The following is a 17,930-nucleotide window of genomic DNA, read 5'->3' on the forward strand; positions in this document are numbered from 1 at the left end:
GCCACCGCACAACGTCGTTAGAGTCACGCCATGCGCATGCCAGCGGGGGTGCCTCTGGTCCTCGGCCTCTGCGCGGCCGGGCTCACGTTCACGATGGGGAGCGGGCACGAGCGTCCGGCGCCGGAGGCGGGGACGTACGCCGTGCCGGCGGAGCTGGCCGACTACTCCTACGTCACCGGCAGCGTCTCGTCGTCGCCTCCCGGTCCCGCGGTCGCGCTGTTCCAGCACGGCTTCGGCGTCGAGCTCATGGACTTCCCCCAGGCGGTCGTGCTCGGCGCGGGCGGCGACCGCTACCGCCGCGTCGACGAAGCCGAGGGACGCGCGGGCGCCGAGACCCAGGGCGACCCGGCGCCGATGCTGCTGTCGCCGGACGGGAGGTACGTCGCCGTCGGTGACCACGACATCGCCGACCCCGACGTGGCGGTCGTCGACCTGACCACCGGCGACACCACGACGTACGACCTCCCGCTGGGCCGCAGCGTCGTACCGGTCGCGTTCAACGCCGGGAGCGGATCGCTCGCGATGCTGCTGTCCGACGAGCCGACCAACCCCTACTCGGGTGGGCGGATCACCGGCACGGTCGGCGTCCTGGACCTGGCGCGCGGGCGCACGGCGACGATGAGGGTGGAGGACGCCACCGCAGTGGCCTTCTCCTCGACCGGCTCCATCGCCGTCGAGCACGTCGGGAGCGACGGATCCGGCATCACCGTCGTCGACTCCGCGGGCACCGTGGACGAGCTCACCCCGGACGGCGTGCTCGCCGGCCCGACGGCCTGGTCCCCCGACGGCCGGCTGCTGGCGATCACCACCGTCGATGCGTCGGCGGCGATGCCCGGGGTGGACGACCCGGGCACCCCGACCGGGCTGGCGTTCGTCGACGTGTCGGGTGGGGACGCCGCGCCCGAGCCGCTCCCCCTCCCCGTGGCCGCCCCGGGCCGCGTGCTCGCCTGGAACGGCGACGACGAGGTCGTCATGCTGCTCGACGACGAGACCTCGGACGCGGCCACGCTGTCGAGCGTGCCGCTCGACGGCTCGGAACCCCGCACGTTGATGCGGCTGGACGACCTCGGGTCCTACGGCGTCGGGCGGTTCCAGCTGGCCGCAGACGCCGGAGGCCGGCTGGAGGTGGTCGATCCCGGTGGTGTCGACCGGGGTCCCTGGCCGTGGCCGCTGCGCATCGGCGCAGCGGTGGTCGCCGGACTGGTGGCGTGGTTCGTCCTCTGGCTGGTCCTGCGGACGACCCGACGCGTCGTCGGGCGCCGGACCTAGGGCGTCGGACCCGCGGCGACCAGACGTCGTACGGCATCCAGGTCGAGGTCGTAGGGACCGACGCGGGTCAGCACCCACGAGGCGCCTCGGTCGAGCCAGGGTGCGGGGTCCTGCCCCGGCTGGAGGTCGACGACCACGTCGAAGCCCGTCGCCGGCTCGTGGGTCGCGAGGTCACCGAGCACCCGGTCGAGGTCGTCGGGGCCGTCGAGCCCGATGACGAAGAAGCCGTCGTAGCGGGCCGCCCGGCGCAACGGCGCCCGGTTGGGGAACCGGCCGGCCATCCAGATCGGCACCCGCGGGGCCGGCTGGAACCCGCCACCGAGGTAGCCGGTCAGGGCCTCGAGCCCGTCGTCGAGCAGGCGGGCGCGCGCCTTCGGGTCGGCCTCGTCGCCGTAGTCGCTGAACTCGCCGACCCAGTCGTCGCCCAGGCCGAGCCCGAGCACGAACCGCTCCCCCGACAGCACCGCCAGGCTCGCCGCCTGCCGCGCGAGCACCTGCGGTCGTCGTCGGGCCAGCGGCGTCACCATCGGCCCGAAGACCATCCGCTCGGTCCGCATCGCGACGGCCGCGCAGCAGGTCCAGACGTCCGCGATCTCCGCCACCCGGTCGCCGTACTGGAGGTGGTCCCACACGAAGAACCCCTCCCACCCGGCCGTCTCGGCCTCGGCGGCGAGGTCGCCCACCACCCGTGGGTCGGCCAGGGCGTCGAAGGGGGCGAGGAAGAGTCCACGGCGAGCGGTCATGCCTCGATCATGCCGCCTGGAATCAGGACGTCATACGGACGGGGCAAACGGTTGCCCTGTCCGTATGACGTCCCGTCGGCCCGTGTCGTGCCTAGGGGTCAGAAGTTGATCCGAGTACCTGCGATGACGAGGTTGCGGTAGGTCGTCTGACCGTTGTCCCGGTCGTGGATCATGGCGAACGCCGTGACGGTGCCGCTCTTCTGGATCGTGTAGGTGACCGAACCTCCGGTGCCGTCCGCGTTCATCGTGCACGCGCCCGCGTCGAACGTGTTCTCGCCCGCGGAGTTGTTGTCGTCGAGCTGGAGGTAGACCCGGGGCGCGCCGCCGCCGCAGGTGCCGACGAAGTCGAAGGTGACGGTGTCGCCGGCAACGACGGAGATGTCGGTGTAGCAGTAGAAGTTGTTCCCCGCCGTGCTCGTGTCGCCGATGACGGTGACCGTGTCGGTCTTCTTGTTGACCTGGACGTCGTTGGGGTCGCTGGATCCGCACGACTTCGCGTTGACGCCGTTGCTGGAGGCCTTCGGAGCGGCCTGGGCGGGCGAGTCGACGACTGCGAGGCCGAGGACGATGACGACTGTCGTGGCGAGACATGCGGTAGCGCGCTTGATCATGCGGATCTCCTGGAGGTGACGCCGGTCACACTGACCGTTCGGTCCCCTGAAGGTAAGTGGCTCGTCGCTGTCGACACAGGCGCTCAGATCGCAGAAGGTCCGCCGTCTCCGTCAAGAGACACCTGACACACGGGGGTCCGTCCGACGGTCTCTGCCAGAACGCCGCATCCGCCGCTCGCGGAGCGCGTCGACGGGCCAGTCCTCCGGCACCCCGAGGTCGACGAAGCCTGCCTTCTCGTAGGCCGTGATCGCGCGGGCGTTGTCGTCGCGCACCATCAGGAACGTGTCGTGGCCCTGCGTGGACGCCCAGTCCGCGACCGAGGAGATGAGGCGTCCCGCGAGGCCGGTGCCGCGGTGGTCGGGAGCCACCCACATCGAGATCAGCTCCACGTGGTCGTCGGACTGCGCACCCGAGACGACGCCCACGCCGCGGCCGTCACTCGTCGCGACGATCGTGAAGGGCACGTCGGTCAGCCGCGAGCGCCAGCGCTGCTCGGACGCGTCCACCCAGTCGGCGTGGAGCGCCCCGAAGGCGCCGGGCGCGTCGGCGAGCGAGGCCAGGCGCACGTCGCGGAAGGTCTCCCACTCGTCGGGACCGACGCGGACCAGCTCGGGCGCGGACATCACGACACCTTCTTCTGGAAGTCGCCCAGCCAGGCGACGGGGCGGAAGCCGAGGGCCTCGTTGACCGCGATCATGTGGGAGTTCACCTCGGCGTTGTAGGTCGTCAGCCGCAGCACGTCGGGACGCTCGCGCTGCAGCAGCCGGAGGTTGGCGGCCTTCACCGCCACGCCGAGCCGGTGGCCGCGGTGCTCGCGGAGGACGAGCGTCCCCCACTGGTAGGCGCGGCCCGGGTCGTGGACGGTGGTCGCGAGGTCGGAGTAGGCCACGACGTCGCCGTCCGGCGACAGCGCGACGGTGTTGTACTTCGTGCGGCCCTGCCGGGCCAGCGTGGCCTCCCGCTCGCGCACGGCGCCGAGGTCGACCGCCTCCGGCTCGAGCTCGAGGTCGCCGGTCGGTGCCTCGGTCGCGAGAGCGGAGGTCAGCTCGGCCCACCCCTGCAGGAGCTCGTCGGGCACCGGGCCCGACCAGGACCTGAGCTCGTAGCCCTCGTGCGCGAGCGCCGCCTCGTCGGCGAGCCGCGCCAGCACGGCCTCGTCGACCGGCAGCGCGAGCTCGCGCTGCACCTCGGTGAGTGCCAGGGAGTAGCCGTGCGCCGCGGCGAAGAGCGGCCCCGCCGCACCGTCACCCAGCGGGCCGTGGTCCCACCGCCACCCGACGAGCCCCGTGAGCACGGTGCGTCCGCGCCGCCGCGCCTCGTCCTCGAGGCGTGCGAGCAGGGCCGCGCCGACCCCTCCCCGCTGGTGGTCGGGGTCGACGTGGACGTCGAGCTCGGCGAGCTCGAGGTTGTCGAGGAGCGGCGTACGCAGGAAGCCGGCGCCGACGGTGACGCCGTCCTCGACGGCCGACCAGCCTCCCGACCAGGCGGTCGACCCGCCGTGCTGCATCACCGCCCGCAGCTCCTCGAGCATCCACGGTGTCGCCGCGTCGCCGAGCGCGGCCTGCGCGCGGAGGTAGGCGCGGTGCCACGCCTCGAAGGCGACGGAGTCGAACGCATCGAGGTCGACGATCTCCCGACTCATCGGGCCCGGACCACTCGGCCCTCGTCCCACACGGGTCCGTCCGACTCGTAGACCTCGCCGTCGGCGCCGTAGACCAGGAACCGGTCGAAGCCGCGGGCGAACCAGCGGTCGTGGGTGACCGCGAGCACCGTGCCCTCGAACGCCTCGAGCCCGGCCTCCAGCGCCTCGGCGGACTGCACGTCGAGGTTGTCGGTCGGCTCGTCGAGGAGCAGCAGCGTCGCGCCGGACAGCTCCAGCAGCAGGATCTGGAACCGCGCCTGCTGGCCGCCGCTCAGCGACTCGAACTTCTGCTCGCCGGCGTGCGCGAGCTCGTAGCGGTCGAGCACCCGGCTCGCCGCCTCGCGCCCCATGCCGTCGCGGTGGTCGTCCCCGCGGTGCAGGATCTCCAGCAGGGTCCGGCCGCGGAGCTCGGGGTGCTCGTGGGTCTGGACGAACCAGCCGGGCCGCACGCGTGCGCCGAGCTTGGCCTTGCCGGTGTGCGGCACCGCCTTCGGAGGGGTGTCACCGACCGGCTGGTGCTCGATGTCGGGGTCGCTGCCGCCGGCCGCGAGGAGCCGCAGGAAGTGCGACTTGCCGGACCCGTTGGAGCCGAGGACGGCCACGCGCTCGCCGTACCAGACCTCGAGGTCGAAGGGCTTCATCAGCCCGCTCAGCTCGAGGTCGGTGCAGACGACGGCGCGCTTGCCCGTACGACCGCCCTTGAGCCGCATCGTGACCTGCTGGTCGCGCGGCTGCTCGACGGGCGGGCCGACCTCCTCGAACTTGCGGAGGCGGGTCTGCGCGGCCTTGTACTGCGAGGCTAGGCCGTCGTTGTACTCCGCCTTGATCTTGTAGCGCAGGACCAGCGCCTTGAGCTTCGCGTGCTCCTCGTCCCAGCGGCGTCGCATCTCCTCGAAGCGCTCGAACCGGTCGGCGCGGGCGTCGTGATAGCTCGCGAAGCCGCCCGCGTGGGTCCACACGAAGTTGCCCGCGCTGCCGAGCTCGACGGTCACGATGCGCGTCGCGGTGTTGTCGAGCAGCTCGCGGTCGTGGCTGATGAAGAGGATCGTCTTGGCCGACTCGCGGATCCGGCCCTCGAGCCAGATCTTGCCGGGGACGTCGAGGTAGTTGTCCGGCTCGTCGAGGAGCAGCACCTGGTCGGGCCCGCGCAGGAGGTACTCGAGCACGAGCCGCTTCTGCTCGCCGCCCGACAGCGTGCTGAGCGGCCGGTGCCGGGCGCGGTCGAAGGGAAGCCCCATCGACGCGGTCGTGCACACGTCCCACGTGACCTCGACGTCGTACCCGCCGGCGTCGGCGTAGTCGGACAGCGCGGAGGCGTAGGCCATCTGGGTGCGCTCGTCGTCGGTGTCCATCAGCTCGAGCTCGACGGCGTCGACGGCCGCGGCGGCCTCCCGCACCCGCGGCGGCGCGACGCTGAGCAGCAGGTCGTGGACCGTCTCGTCGCCACCGCCGTGGCCGACGAACTGCCGCATCACGCCGAGGCCGCCGGAGCGGGTCACGACGCCGGCGTGCGGCGCGAGGTCGCCGGTGATGATGCGCAGGAGCGTGGTCTTGCCGGCCCCGTTGGCGCCGACGAGGGCGACCTTCTGGCCGTCGCCGACGCGGAAGCTCACGTCGTCGAGCAGCACCCGCCCGTCCGGCAGCTCGTAACGCACTCCGGCGACATCCACGTGACCCACGAGAGAGGATTGTCCACTGCCGCCGACGGGGGCGTCACCTCAATTGCGCGCCGACCGCGCTGGCTAGGGTCGGACCATGACTCCGCGCCAGGCGATCCCCGAGCCCGGCGACGCCACGACCTCCGCCAACCAGCGCACGGTCGGCTCCTACGAGCGCATCGCCCGGGACTACGCCGACGACACCGCACCCGGTCCCGACGGCCCCGGCGACTTCAGCGGCGAGTCGCTGCGGCTCCTGGCCGCCGAGATCCCCGCCGGCGGCACGGCGCTCGAGGTGGGCTCCGGGCCCGGGTGGGACGCCGACTTCCTCGAGACGCAGGGCGTCACCGTCCGCCGGACCGACGTCACCCAGGCGTTCATCGACCTCCAGGCCGCACGGGGCAAGGTGGTCGAGCGGCTCGACGTCACCACCGACGACCTCGGTGGTCCGTACGACGCCGTGCTGGCGCTGGCCGTGCTCCAGCACGTCGAGCGCGAGCAGCTGCCCGCCCTGCTGGGTCGGGTCGCGCGAGCCCTGCGGCCCGGCGGCGCGTTCCTGTTCTCCGTCCGCGTGGGCGACGGCGAGCAGTGGGAGGTCGGCGACTCCGGCAACCCCTACTTCACCGTCCTGTGGCGCGAGCCGGACCTCTGCGACCTGCTCGAGGACGTCGGCCTCGGCCTCGAGTGGCGCCACGCCGCGGAGGACTCCGAGGAGAGCCACTGGCTGACGTTCCTCACCCGCCGCCGCTGAGACCGGAGCGCGACAACTGGTCTAGTCCATGCCTAGGGTGACGGGCATGGCGACCTCCACCTCGGCAGAGCAGACCACCGTCCCGCGCTGGAAGATCATCGGGCCCGGACTCGTCGTCGCGGCCACCGGTGTGGGTGCGGCCGACCTCGTCGCGACGCTCATCGCGGGCCAGAAGTTCGGCTACACGCTGCTGTGGTGCGTGGTCGTCGGCTGCATCATGAAGATCGTGCTCGTCGAGGGCGCCGGTCGCTACTCGCTCTCCACCGGGAAGACCATCTTCGAGGGCTGGCGCTCCCTGGGCGCGTGGACCACGTGGTACTTCGCGCCCTACATCGTGATCTGGGGCTTCGTCTACGGCGCCGCCGCGATGGCCGGCACCGGGCTCGCCCTGCAAGGCCTGTTCGGCGGCCTCTCCACCACCTGGTGGGGCATCGCGTCCGGCCTGATCGGCCTGGTCCTGGTGTGGACGGGGCGCTACTCGGTCTTCGAGAAGGTGCTCGCGGCCCTCGTCGGCATCATGTTCGTCACCATGGTCGGCGCGGCCCTGCTCACCCTGCCCAACCTGGGCGAGCTCCTCACCGGCCTCGCCCCGCGGATCCCCGACGGCGGCCTGGTCAACACCCTCGCCCTCGCGGGCGGCGTGGGCGGCACCATCACCCTCGCGGCGTACGGCTACTGGCTGCGCGAGAAGGGCTGGAGCACGCCCGCCTACATGCGCGTGATGCGCATCGACAACACCGTCGCCTACGTCGTCACCGGCATCTTCGTGCTCGCCACGCTGGTCGTCGGCGCCGAGCTGCTCTACTCCACGAGCGTCGCGATCGAGAGCGGCGACGCGGGACTGCTCGACCTCGGCGTCGTGCTCCAGGACCGCTACGGGCAGTGGGCCGGCAAGCTCTTCCTGCTCGGCTTCTGGGCGGCCGCGATGTCCTCGCTGGTCGGCGTCTGGAACGGCGTCAGCCTGATGTTCGCCGACTTCATGACCAACGTCCGCGGCGGCCACAGCGACGACGACGAGGCCCGCGCGGGTGGCACGTGGTACCGCGCCTACATCCTCTGGCTGACCTTCCCGCCGATGGCGATGCTGTTCCTCGGCAAGCCGGTCTGGCTGATCCTCGCCTACGGCGTGCTCGGCGCGTTCTTCATGCCGTTCCTGGCCGTCACCCTGCTCTGGCTGCTCAACACCGACCGCACCCCGGCCGAGTGGCGCAACAAGCTCCACTCCAACGTGCTGATGGTGCTCTGCGCGCTGGCCTTCCTCGCCCTCTGCGTCAACGAGGTGCGCAAGGCCGTCGCGGGCGCCTGATCACTCCTCGACCGGGCGCTGCGACAGGTCGAGGTGCCGCTGGGCCTCTGGGGTGAGGTCACGGACGACACCGGACATGAACAGCCCGTTCCACCCCGGGCACGACGCCCCGGTGACGGCAGTGGCGACGTATCCCCCGCCGGACAGCAGCGCGGTGCGCGACAGGTCGTCCTCCGTCGGGCAGTCGTAGTCGCCCGTACGCCGTGGTGAGGAGAAGATCGTGTCCTGGGCGGCACGGCCCTCGACACCGATGAGCTTCCGACTCGCCTCCAGCTGCTCGTCGGGGCCGTAGCGGCAGATGGAGAAGGTGTCGAAGGGCTCGCTCCCACGTGCGGCCTCGGCCTCGCCGAGCGTGGCCGGGCAGCGGTTGGGGTCGGCTCCGGTAAAGGTCTCGATAGAGTCGACGATCCGACGCGTCGCGGCCCGGTCCGGCGTCGCGACCGTGACGATGACGTCGTCGTCGAACCACACCCCGAGCCACGCACCCTCCGGGTACGTCGCGGCGTCGCCGCCCGCGCCGTCGTACTCCCACACGGCCCCGCTCGAATGCGACGGGTTGAACGAGGCAGCGATCAGTGACCCGAAGGTGACGCCATAGCCGCTCGTCGGCGTGCACGCGATGGTGGGCGACAAGGTGCCCGGGCGCTGGAGCACCGGCTGCGGAGTGTTTGCGTCACCGGCGCACCACGCCATGGGGCTCCCGTAGCCCCAGTCCACCGGCACCTCGAAGGTGACGTCGTGCCACGACTCGGCTCGGTAGCCCGTCTCGATCACGCTGTCCGGCAGGCCGGAGGTCGCGGTCGGGGTGTCGGCGACGCGATCCGTGCGGTCCGGCGAGGGCGCGAGCTGAGTGAGGCCGAGCGGCACCGCCGCGGCCACGACCGCAGCAGTCACCACGGCCCAGGTCGTACGACGTCGCCGCAGCCGCCGGCGTGCGCCGGCCGCGAGACCGATGGCGTCCGGCGCCGCGCCGGCACGCTCGGTGAGGGTGTCGCGCAGTCGCGTCTCGAGGTCACTCATCGTCGTCTCCCAGCTCGTGTCGCATGGCCGCGATCCCGCGGGACACGCGCGAGCGCACGCTCCCCTCACGGACGCCGGTGAGGGCGGCGATCTCGGCGTAGTCCAGGTCTTCGTAGAACCGCAGCACCACCGCGGTCCGTTGGTCCGGCGGCAGCGACTGGCACACACGCCAGAGCCGGTCCCGCTCCTCCGTGGCCGTGCCCGGCGCAGCGGCACGGTCGCGGACGACCTCCACCGGCACCTCGCGCCGCCGGAAGCGTCGCCATCCCGAGATGTGCGCGTTGACGACCATGCGGCGGACGTAGGCGTCGGGGTCGTCGACCGTCGAGATCCGCGACCAACGCGGCAGCGCCCGCGAGAGCGCGTCCTGCACGACGTCCTCGGCGTCGACGGCGTTGCCGGTGAGGACGTACGCCAGCCGCAGCAGAGACGGCCCCCGGGCCGCCACCCAGCTGTCGAAGTCGGGCACCTGCACGCGGGTCCTCCCGGCCTCGGCCATCGTCGTCATGCACTACCAACGCCGGTCGGAGGCGTCGCGTTGCAGACAGTGTCAGATTCCCGTGGGGTGCCGGATCCAGACGTTGGGCTCGACGTAGGTCGCCGTGCCGTGCTCGGCGTCGCACATCACCGGCGACAGCGCCCCCGGTACGACGACGGGGCCGGTCGTGTCGAAGGGCAGCCCGGTCCACTCGCGCCACTCCTCGACGGTGCCGGGGATGCACATCGACCGGTGTGCGACCCGGTCGATCGTGCCGCCGGCGCGCACGTGCACGCGCAGCCACGGGTCGACGGGCAGGCCGTCGTCGCGGGTGCGGAAGGCGTACGCCGCCATCGGCTCGTGCGGGTCCGTCTTGCCGTTGGGCCGCACGGGCGCGAGCAGCTCGGAGTAGCCGAGCCGGCCCGCGTTGTCGCGCAGCGCGGCGAGCATCACGCTGGAGAGACGGGTGCCCTGCCGGGCCGGCTCGATCGCTATCTCGGCCGCGGTGATCGCGTTGGGGGTGTCGCCCCAGATCCGCGTCAGGAGGGCGCTGCGCATCGCGAAGTCCCAGCCGGCGTCGGGCAGGTCGCCGTCGGGGAGGGTGAAGGGCGCGGAGAACGCCTTCGCGACGATGCGGCCGGTCGGGTCGAGGGCGATCAGCACGCACTCCATGAAGTACTCCTCGAGGCAGGAGTAGTAGGAGTTGCCGATCGGGTCGTGCTTCATGAACTCCGGCCAGGACGTCTCCATGTCCCAGAAGACGTCCCACGGCTGCGGTCGCTCGGCGAGGGTGACGATCTCGAGGTCCATGCCTCTCATCGTCCTCGCGCGAGCAACCGATTTCAGAGCCGCTCGGCCACCCGCCGCGCGGCGACCTGGAGGATCTCCCACGCCGTCGCGAAGGGCGGGGCGTAGGCGAGGTCCATCCACGCCAGGTCGTCGACCGTGCCGCCGGCCCAGAGCACGGCCGCGGCCGCGTCGATGCGCTTGCCGGCGCCGTGGCCGCCCACGACCTGCACGCCGAGCAGCCGCCGGGTCGTGCGGTCGGCCATCACCCACAGGGCGATCGGCTCGGCCTCGGGCATGTAGCCGCTGGCCGTCGAGCCCTCGGTGACCAGCGCGACGGGGTCGTGGCCCGCCGCCCCGGCCTCCGCGCGGGACAGCCCGGTGCGCGCGATCTCGAGGTGCACGTCGCCGTAGGAGAAGCGGGTGATCGAGGTGTCGGTCATCCCGTCGAAGGCCAGCGAGCCGCCGGCCAGGCTGTCGCCGAGCGCGCGGCCGTGCTTGTTGGCGTGCGTGCCGAGGGGCCGGAAGACCCACTCGTGGTCGAGCCGCCGACGCACCTCGCAGCAGTCCCCCGCGGCCCACACGTGGTCGGCCACGCGACCGTGCGGATCGGGGCGCAGCGCGCCGCCCTCGGTCAGCTCGAGGCCGGTCCCCTCCAGGAAACCCGTGGCCGGACGGACGCCGATCGCGACCACGACGAGGTCGGCGTCCCGCGTGCCACCGTCCCAGTGCACGCCGGTCACCCGCTCGCCGTCGAGCTCCAGGCCGGTGACCTCCGCGCCGAGCACCATCTCGACGCCGGCCTCGACGAGGCCGACGTTGACCCGCTCCGACATCTCCTCCTCGAGCACGGACATCCCGCGGGTGCGGGTGAGCACGGTGACGCCGAAACCCTGGCGCAGTGCGGCTTCTGCGACCTCGACCCCGACGTAGCCGGCCCCGACGACGACCACGTGCGCGCCCTCGGGAGCGCCCTCGAAGCGGGAGATCCACTCAGCCGCGTCGTCGAGCGTCTTCACCGCACCCACGCCGTCGTACGTCGTTCCGTCGGATCGCAGCGCCCATTCGGGCACGACGGCCGGGGCGCCGGTGGCGACCACCAGCTCGTCGTACTCCACCGCCTCCCCGTCACTCGTCGTGACGGTCCTGGCGGCGAGGTCCGCGGAGACCACCTCGGTCGACATCCGCAGGTCGATGCCCGACTCGCGGTGGGCGTCGGCCGAGCGCGCGACCAGGTCGTCGGCGGAGTCGACGTCGCCCGCCATCAGGTAGGGGATGCCGCACGCGCTGTAGGAGGTGTGCGTGCCCTTGTCGAGGACGGTGATCGCGAGCTCGCGGCCCGTGCGCCTCGCCGTCCGCAGCGCCTGGTGGGCGGCCGACATGCCGGCGGCGTCGGCCCCGACGACGACGACCTTCACTCCTCGGTCTGCTTCGCCCAGAGGTTGACGTCGGACTCGGTGGCGTAGCGCTCGATCTCGGCGAGCTCGTCGTCGGTGAGCTGCGGGCCGGAGAGGGCGTCGAGGTTCGTGTCGAGCTGCTCGACGCTCGAGGCCCCGATCACGGCACTGGTCACCCGTTCGTCGCGCAGCACCCACTGGAGCGCGAGCTGGGCGAGCTTCTGCCCGCGTCGCTCGGCGACGCCGTTGAGGGCCCGCACGCGCGCGAGCACGTCGTCCTCCAGCCCGGCGATCGTGGAGCCGTCGCGTGCCGCCCGCGAGTCCGCCGGCACCCCGTCGAGGTAGCGGTCGGTCAGCAGCCCCTGGGCGAGCGCGGTGAAGACGATGCAGCCCATCCCCTGCGCCTCGAGCTCGTCGAGCAGGCTCGGGCCGCCGTCCTGCGGCTCCTCGATCCAGCGGTTGAGCAGGTTGTAGGACGGCTGGTGGATCAGCAGCGGCGTGCCGAGGTCGCGGGCGATCTCGGCCGCCTCCCTCGTCTTCGCCGCGGAGTACGACGAGATGCCGACGTAGAGCGCGCGACCGGACCGGACGGCCGTGTCGAGCGCCATCATCGTCTCCTCGACCGGCGTCTCGGCGTCGAAGCGGTGGCTGTAGAAGATGTCGACGTAGTCGAGCCCCATCCGCGCCAGCGACTGGTCGAGCGAGGCGAGGACGTACTTCCGCGACCCGCCACCCTGGCCGTAGGGCCCGGGCCACATGTCGTAGCCGGCCTTGGTCGAGATCACCAGCTCGTCGCGGTAGGGCAAGAAGTCGTCGGCGAGGTAGCGCCCGAAGTTCTCCTCGGCGCGGCCGTAGGGCGGCCCGTAGTTGTTGGCGAGGTCGAAGTGCGTGACACCCCGGTCGAAGGCGCGGCGCAGGATCGCACGCTGCGTCTCCTCGGGCCGGTCGGTGCCGAAGTTCTGCCACAGCCCGAGCGAGAGCGCGGGCAGCTTCAGCCCGCTCCGCCCCGTGTAGCGGTAGGTCATCCCGGTCGAGTCGTCGTACCTGCTGGACGCTGCTTCGTAGGCCATGGCCCCATCCTGCCGCCTGCGCCCGCACCGCAGGTCGCCCTCGGGGGTGTCCCCGGGACGGGTGAGGGCCATACCTGATGGCGAATCCCGGCCCCGAGGAGTGCACTGGGAGCATGTCCCTGCGCGGCACGGCCCTCAAGCTGGCGGTCTCGACCGCGTCACGGCGCCTGCCGGCACACCTCCGCTTCCCCCTCCAGCGCGACGGCGTCGACCCGGTGCGACGGCTCGAGGAGAGCCGCGCGCGCGGCGACGTCGTACGCCTCCTCAACCTGTTCGGGACCCGCGTCTGGCTCGTCACGGGGTACGACGTCGCCCGGGCCGTGCTGGCCGACGCGGACTCCTTCGCCAACGACGTGCGCCACCTGATCGGGCGGCAGGACCGGGCCCCGGCCGAGCGCATCGGCGGACTCGGGATGACCGATCCGCCCGACCACGAACGGCTGCGCCGGGTGCTGACGCCGTACTTCACCCGCCGTCGCCTGAGCGACCTCCAGGCCGACGTCGACCGGGTCGTGGCGGCCGCGCTCGACGACATGGAGGCGCACGGACCCGAGGTCGACCTGGTGGAGAGGTTCGGCTTCGCCGTGCCCTTCGGCGTGATCTGCGACCTGCTCGGCATGCCGGAGGTCGACCGGCTCGAGTTCCGGCAGCGCGGGGCCGCTCGCTTCGACCTGAAGGACGGCAGTGCCGGCATCTTCGACACCGCGGCCGGGACCCGGCAGTTCCTCATCGATCTGGTGGCGTCCGAGCGCCGGTCGCCGCGCCTGCCCGACGGCCTGATGGCACGGATGGTCGCCGAGCACGGCGACGACTTCGACGACGTCGAGCTCGGCGGCCTCGCCGACGGCGTCTTCCTCGGCGGCTACGAGACGAGCGCGAGCATGCTGTCGCTCGGCACGTGGGTGCTGCTCCGGCACCCGTCGGCCTGGAAGACCCTCCAGCGAGGCGAGCCCGTCGAGGTCGACCAGGTCGTCGAGGAGCTGCTCCGCTTCGTCTGCCCGGTGCAGGTCGCCTTCCCCCGCGTCGCCCGGCGCGACCTCGTCGTCGGCGACCAGGCCGTCCGGGCCGGCGACGTCGTCGTGGTGTCCCTCACCGGCGCCGGGCGCGACCCCGCCCGCCACGTCGACGCCGCCCACTTCGACCCCACCACCGCGGCGGCCGGCATCCTCGCCTTCGGGCACGGGCTGCACCGCTGCGTCGGGGCCGAGCTGGCCCGGATGGAGCTGCGCACGGCGCTCGTCGGGCTCGCGCAGCGCTTCCCCGACCTGTCCCTCGCGGGCGACCCGGCGGACCTGCGGTTCACCGAGCTCGCCATCGTCCACGGCGTCGAGGCGCTCCCGGTCCGGCTGGGATGACGGACGTACGCTCGAACGGGTGGTACGCCGGTCGCTCGTCCTCGCCGCGGCAGCAGTCGCGCTGACGTCCGCCTGCGCGGCGGACGACCCGCGGCGCTCCACCTCGTCGCCGTCCCCCGCCGAACGGCGTACGACGACCACGGCAACGCCGACGCCCACCCCCGCGCCCACGCCCACGCCCACCGAGACGCAGACGCCCACCCCCGAGCCGTCCCCCGAGCCCAAGCGCTCGTTCGTCACCATCCCGGCGATCGGGCTGGAGGACTTCCCGGTCGTGCGCTACCCCGGCTCGCCGGACGACGCACCCGGCACCGCGCTCCAGAACGCCGGCGAGATGGCCTCCCCGCGCGGTGCTCGGGGTGGCGTCGGGCCGGGCGAGGTCGGCAACTACATCGTCACCGGGCACCGGCTCACCGGCACCGCTCCCCTGCGCAGCTCGCCGTCCCTGCGCAACGGCGACCGGATCCTGGTGCGCAGCGGCGACACGGTCTTCGTCTACGAGGTCCGGCGCACCCGCTGGACGTCCTTCCGTCAGCCGCAGTCCCTGCGCGCCCAGCGGGCGCCGGTGCCGGGCCGCATCGGCGAGGAGGCGACCGAGCCGATGATCACGCTGTCGACGTGCGCGACGCTCGAGGACCACGCCAACGGCAACTACTGGTCCGACGAGTTCGACAACCCCGAGCACCGCATCGACAAGATCGGCGTGCTCGTCGCCACCCGCCCCGCCTGATTCCCGGTTGCCCGCGCGACCCGCCGCGGGGTTGGATGCGCGCCATGCAGGACAGGTGGACCGAGCCGGACTTCGTCGAGCGCAGCCACGCGTGGATCGACGACCGGCTCGCCGGGCTCGGCCGCACGCGCACCGGCGAGGTGGAGCAGCCGCACGTCACCGACTGGTCGACCGTGATGCGGGTCCCGACCGACGCCGGGACGGTGTGGTTCAAGGCCAACGACGACACGATGGTCCACGAGGCCGCCGTGCTCGACCTCGTCGCCGCGCGCTCGGCCGGTCGCGTCCCCGCGCCACTGGTGCGCGACCCCGCCACGGGCTGGATGCTGCTCGCCGACGGCGGCCGTCGGCTGCGGGAGGTGGTCGAGGAGGAGCTCAGCCTGGAGCGCTGGCACGACGTGCTCGGTGCCTACGCCCGCGTCCAGATCGCCTGCGAGGACATCGTCGACGAGCTCCTCGCGCTCGGCCTGCCGGACTGCCGGCTGGCGACGCTCCCCGGTGCGTACGCCGACCTGGTGGCGGCGCTCCCCGACGCCGATCGGCGCCTGCCCCCGGCGTCGGACATCGAGGAGCTGTGCGCCCGGCTGGCGTCGTACGGCATCCGGGAGACGGTGCAGCACGACGACCTCCACGACGGCCAGGTGTTCCTCGGCGACGGCGTCCACCAGGTCCTCGACTGGGGCGACGCCTGCGTCTCGCACCCGTTCTTCACCCTCGCCGTCACGCTGGAGGGCGTCATCTCCTGGGGCCTCGACGACGTCGAGGACTCCGAGGACCTCGGCCCCCACCTGACGGCCTACCTCACGCCGTACGCCGCCCACTGCGGCACCACCGTCGCCCACCTGCGCGAGGCGGCCGCGATCGCGATGCGCCTCGGCTGGGTCTGCCGCGCGATCAACGGCGCGCTCCCGCAGGAGCCCGACCGCACCCACGTACGGCTGAAGATGTTCCTCGACGGGAAGCCCTAGGCGCGGCGGGTCTCCAGCACCCGGAAGCCCTTGTGGCTCGCGAGCCGCTGCGTCGGCCAGCCCTGCTCGCCGAGCCAGCGCTGGAGGGAGTCGGCGCCGAGGTTCTTGCCGACCACCATCACCATCCGGCCGCCCGTGGCGAGGCGCGGGAGCCAGGTGAGTAAGAGGTCGTGCAGCGCCTCCTTGCCGATGCGGATCGGCGGGTTCGACCAGATCTCGTCGAAGACCTGGTTGCTCGGCACCTGTTCCGGCAGGCAGGCCACGAAGCGCCCGTCGAGCCCTGCGGCGCGGGCGTTGTCGTTGGCGAGCAGGATCGCGCGTTCGTTCACCTCGACCCCGGTGACGTTGGCGAGCGGCACGGCCGCGGCGAGCGCGAGCCCGATGACGCCGTACCCGCAGCCGAGGTCGAGGAACTGCCCCTGCACCGGCGGCTCGAGCTCGCGGAACAGCACGGCTGTCGCGTGGTCGAGGTGCCCGCGGCTGAAGACGCCGGAGCCGGTGTCGAAGGCCAGCTCGTGGCCCCACAGCTCGGCGGTGAAGCGCTCCCGCTCGAACGGCACGCTCGGGTCGGCGGAGAAGTAGTGCTCGGTGGGCTCAGGCATCGATCGCCTCTCTCTTCGCTCGTGCCCGCTCGGACTGCGCGGCCAGCTCGGCGTCGTCGGGGTAGCCGACCTCCTCGAGGGTCAGCCCGTGCGCGTGTACGACGCGCACGCCGGCGTCGCGGCGGCGTCCGGCCATCACCTCGGCGGGCCAGGTGGTCGGCTGCCGCCCCTCGCCGACGGCGATCAGGCTGCCGACGAGCGCCCGCACCATGTTGTGGCAGAAGGCGTCGGCACGAACGGACCCGACGACCAGCCCGGCCTCGTCGCGGGTCCACGTGAGGTCGAGCAGGGTGCGCACCGTCGTCGCCCCCTCGCGCTGCTTGCAGAACGCGGCGAAGTCCTGAAGCCCCACGAGCGGCGCCGACGCGGCGTTCATCGCGTCGAGGTCGAGCCGGCGCGGCCACGTCAGCACGTGCCCGCGCACGAGCGGGTCGGCGAGCTCCTGCGCGTCGGCGATCCGGTAGGCGTAGCGCCGCCAGATCGCGGAGAAGCGGGCGTCGAACCCTTCGGGCGCCTCGCTGATCCGGCGTACGCGCAGGTCGGGCGGCAGGATCCCGTCGACCCGACGGGCCAGCGCGTCGAGCGGCGGGTCGCTCGAGCGACCGGCCGACGACGTCACCACCTCGGGCTCGACGTCGACGTGCGCGACCTGCCCGCGGGCGTGGACGCCCGAGTCGGTGCGACCTGCGACGGTCACCCGCACCCGAGGGATCCGCAGGGCAGTGGCGAGGGCGTCCTCGAGCGTCCCCTGCACGGTGCGCAGCGTGGGCTGCGCCGCCCACCCGGAGAAGTCGGCGCCGTCGTAGGCACAGTCGATCCGCAGGCGCACGCAGCGATCCTAGGGCGCGGTCCATTCCACGTGCTCGGACACGTGTCCGCGAAGTGGCCCTTCGCACCCGCGGCGAAGGGCGATCTCTCGGACACGTGTGCAGAAGGCCCGTCCGGGCCTACCCTTGTGTGGTCATGTCGACCATCGCTCGAGCGCTCGCGCTGGCTGTCGCAGCCGCACTGCTGCCGGCGGCGTACGTCGTCGCGCCACCCGTGACGGCATCCGCGGCCCAGCCGACGACCGAGCCGACGACCCTGCCGGCGACCCTGCGCACCGCGCTGGTCGACACCGACGGCGACGGGCTCGACGACACCCGGGACGGCTGTCCGACGGTCGCGGCCAGCACCTCGACGGGCTGCCCGGTCGCGTCCCGCAAGGTCGCCCTGAAGTGGCTGGCCGGCAAGCAGCGGCTCCAGGTGCAGGTCAGCTCCCCGGTCGGACCCTGTGCGCAACGTGCGCGCATCGCGCTGTTCCGGGTGCGCCCCAACAAGGACTTCAAGGTCTTCGGCGGCAGCACGAGCTTCGGCGGTCGGCTGCGGGTCAAGGTCGCCCGCGGGGCCACGTACTACGCCACGGTGCCGCTGTCGTACTCCTCGGGCGTCGCCGAGTGCGGCAAGGCCGAGTCGCGGAGAGTGCTCGCGCCGCGGGGCTGAGCCACTGTTCAACCAGTTGGTTGACAACTGGGTCGGGCCGTCGTACCTTCATTCAACCAAT

The 17,930-nt window shown here is 72.6% G+C and carries 19 protein-coding genes; 7 read left to right on the forward strand and 12 right to left on the reverse strand.

Annotated elements, in window-relative coordinates; translation table 11 throughout:
• Positions 1–30 precede the first annotated feature (30 nt).
• Complete coding sequence (locus tag JI751_RS14575; RefSeq protein ID WP_201938226.1) at positions 31–1,269, forward strand: WD40 repeat domain-containing protein; 1,239 nt, start codon at positions 31–33, stop codon at positions 1,267–1,269.
• Here JI751_RS14575 and JI751_RS14580 read toward each other — a convergent pair.
• The 5 genes from JI751_RS14580 to JI751_RS14600 all read right to left on the reverse strand — a co-directional run bounded on the left by JI751_RS14580 (position 1,266) and on the right by JI751_RS14600 (position 5,945).
• Positions 1,266–2,012, reverse strand: coding sequence for an LLM class flavin-dependent oxidoreductase (locus JI751_RS14580; RefSeq protein WP_201938228.1), 747 nt, complete (start codon positions 2,010–2,012; stop codon positions 1,266–1,268). The genes JI751_RS14575 and JI751_RS14580 overlap by 4 nt on opposite strands.
• Positions 2,013–2,110: 98 nt before the next feature.
• Positions 2,111–2,623 (reverse strand): hypothetical protein, encoded by a 513-nt coding sequence (locus JI751_RS14585; protein WP_201938230.1) that lies wholly within the window; start codon positions 2,621–2,623, stop codon positions 2,111–2,113.
• A 111-nt stretch (positions 2,624–2,734) separates the two neighbouring features.
• A complete protein-coding gene (locus JI751_RS14590; RefSeq protein WP_201938232.1) occupies positions 2,735–3,247 on the reverse strand; it encodes a GNAT family N-acetyltransferase in 513 nt (170 codons plus the stop codon).
• Positions 3,247–4,266 carry a GNAT family N-acetyltransferase gene (locus JI751_RS14595; RefSeq protein WP_201938234.1) on the reverse strand — a complete coding sequence of 340 codons (1,020 nt, stop codon included), beginning with the start codon at positions 4,264–4,266 and terminating at the stop codon, positions 3,247–3,249. The genes JI751_RS14590 and JI751_RS14595 overlap by 1 nt, the downstream gene beginning before the upstream one ends.
• Positions 4,263–5,945 (reverse strand): ABC-F family ATP-binding cassette domain-containing protein, encoded by a 1,683-nt coding sequence (locus tag JI751_RS14600; RefSeq protein ID WP_201938236.1) that lies wholly within the window; start codon positions 5,943–5,945, stop codon positions 4,263–4,265. The genes JI751_RS14595 and JI751_RS14600 overlap by 4 nt, the downstream gene beginning before the upstream one ends.
• Before the next feature lie 76 nt (positions 5,946–6,021).
• Here JI751_RS14600 and JI751_RS14605 point away from each other — a divergent pair, with 76 nt between their 5' ends.
• Positions 6,022–6,675, forward strand: a complete 654-nt coding sequence (locus JI751_RS14605) for a class I SAM-dependent methyltransferase (protein ID WP_201938237.1) — start codon at positions 6,022–6,024, stop codon at positions 6,673–6,675.
• A 46-nt stretch (positions 6,676–6,721) separates the two neighbouring features.
• A complete protein-coding gene (locus tag JI751_RS14610; RefSeq protein WP_201938239.1) occupies positions 6,722–7,981 on the forward strand; it encodes an Nramp family divalent metal transporter in 1,260 nt (419 codons plus the stop codon).
• On the opposite strand, the gene JI751_RS14615 is transcribed toward JI751_RS14610, so the two are convergent.
• The 5 genes from JI751_RS14615 to mgrA are packed head-to-tail and all read right to left on the reverse strand — an operon-like array spanning position 7,982 to position 12,732.
• Entirely contained in the window at positions 7,982–9,001 is a 1,020-nt protein-coding gene (locus JI751_RS14615; protein WP_201938241.1) for a hypothetical protein, read from the reverse strand.
• Positions 8,994–9,509 (reverse strand): SigE family RNA polymerase sigma factor, encoded by a 516-nt coding sequence (locus JI751_RS14620; protein ID WP_201938243.1) that lies wholly within the window; start codon positions 9,507–9,509, stop codon positions 8,994–8,996. The genes JI751_RS14615 and JI751_RS14620 overlap by 8 nt, the downstream gene beginning before the upstream one ends.
• 42 nt (positions 9,510–9,551) lie before the next feature.
• Entirely contained in the window at positions 9,552–10,289 is a 738-nt protein-coding gene (locus JI751_RS14625) for an N-acetyltransferase (RefSeq protein WP_201938245.1), read from the reverse strand.
• Positions 10,290–10,321: 32 nt separating this feature from the next.
• Entirely contained in the window at positions 10,322–11,683 is a 1,362-nt protein-coding gene (locus tag JI751_RS14630; RefSeq protein ID WP_201938246.1) for an FAD-dependent oxidoreductase, read from the reverse strand.
• Entirely contained in the window at positions 11,680–12,732 is a 1,053-nt protein-coding gene (mgrA, locus tag JI751_RS14635) for an L-glyceraldehyde 3-phosphate reductase (RefSeq protein ID WP_201938248.1), read from the reverse strand. Before mgrA ends, JI751_RS14630 begins: the two co-directional genes overlap by 4 nt.
• A gap of 113 nt (positions 12,733–12,845) precedes the next feature.
• Between mgrA and JI751_RS14640 the strand changes: the two genes are divergently transcribed.
• Genes JI751_RS14640 through JI751_RS14650 form a run of 3 tightly spaced genes read left to right on the forward strand, consistent with a single transcriptional unit; the run spans position 12,846 to position 15,785 of the window.
• Complete coding sequence (locus JI751_RS14640; protein WP_201938250.1) at positions 12,846–14,087, forward strand: cytochrome P450; 1,242 nt, start codon at positions 12,846–12,848, stop codon at positions 14,085–14,087.
• Between the two features lie 19 nt (positions 14,088–14,106).
• Positions 14,107–14,817, forward strand: coding sequence for a class E sortase (locus JI751_RS14645; protein ID WP_307814257.1), 711 nt, complete (start codon positions 14,107–14,109; stop codon positions 14,815–14,817).
• Between the two features lie 44 nt (positions 14,818–14,861).
• A complete protein-coding gene (locus JI751_RS14650) occupies positions 14,862–15,785 on the forward strand; it encodes a phosphotransferase (protein WP_201938257.1) in 924 nt (307 codons plus the stop codon).
• Here JI751_RS14650 and JI751_RS14655 read toward each other — a convergent pair.
• Both JI751_RS14655 and truA read right to left on the reverse strand, forming a co-directional pair.
• Complete coding sequence (locus JI751_RS14655; RefSeq protein ID WP_201938259.1) at positions 15,782–16,387, reverse strand: class I SAM-dependent methyltransferase; 606 nt, start codon at positions 16,385–16,387, stop codon at positions 15,782–15,784. The two genes, JI751_RS14650 and JI751_RS14655, sit on opposite strands and share 4 nt — an antisense overlap.
• A complete protein-coding gene (gene truA, locus JI751_RS14660; protein ID WP_201938261.1) occupies positions 16,380–17,216 on the reverse strand; it encodes a tRNA pseudouridine(38-40) synthase TruA in 837 nt (278 codons plus the stop codon). Before truA ends, JI751_RS14655 begins: the two co-directional genes overlap by 8 nt.
• Before the next feature lie 134 nt (positions 17,217–17,350).
• Here truA and JI751_RS14665 point away from each other — a divergent pair, with 134 nt between their 5' ends.
• Positions 17,351–17,869, forward strand: a complete 519-nt coding sequence (locus JI751_RS14665) for a hypothetical protein (protein WP_201938263.1) — start codon at positions 17,351–17,353, stop codon at positions 17,867–17,869.
• Positions 17,870–17,930 lie beyond the last annotated feature (61 nt).

It is taken from the genome of Nocardioides baculatus, from assembly GCF_016735675.1.
GTDB lineage: Bacteria > Actinomycetota > Actinomycetes > Propionibacteriales > Nocardioidaceae > Nocardioides > Nocardioides baculatus.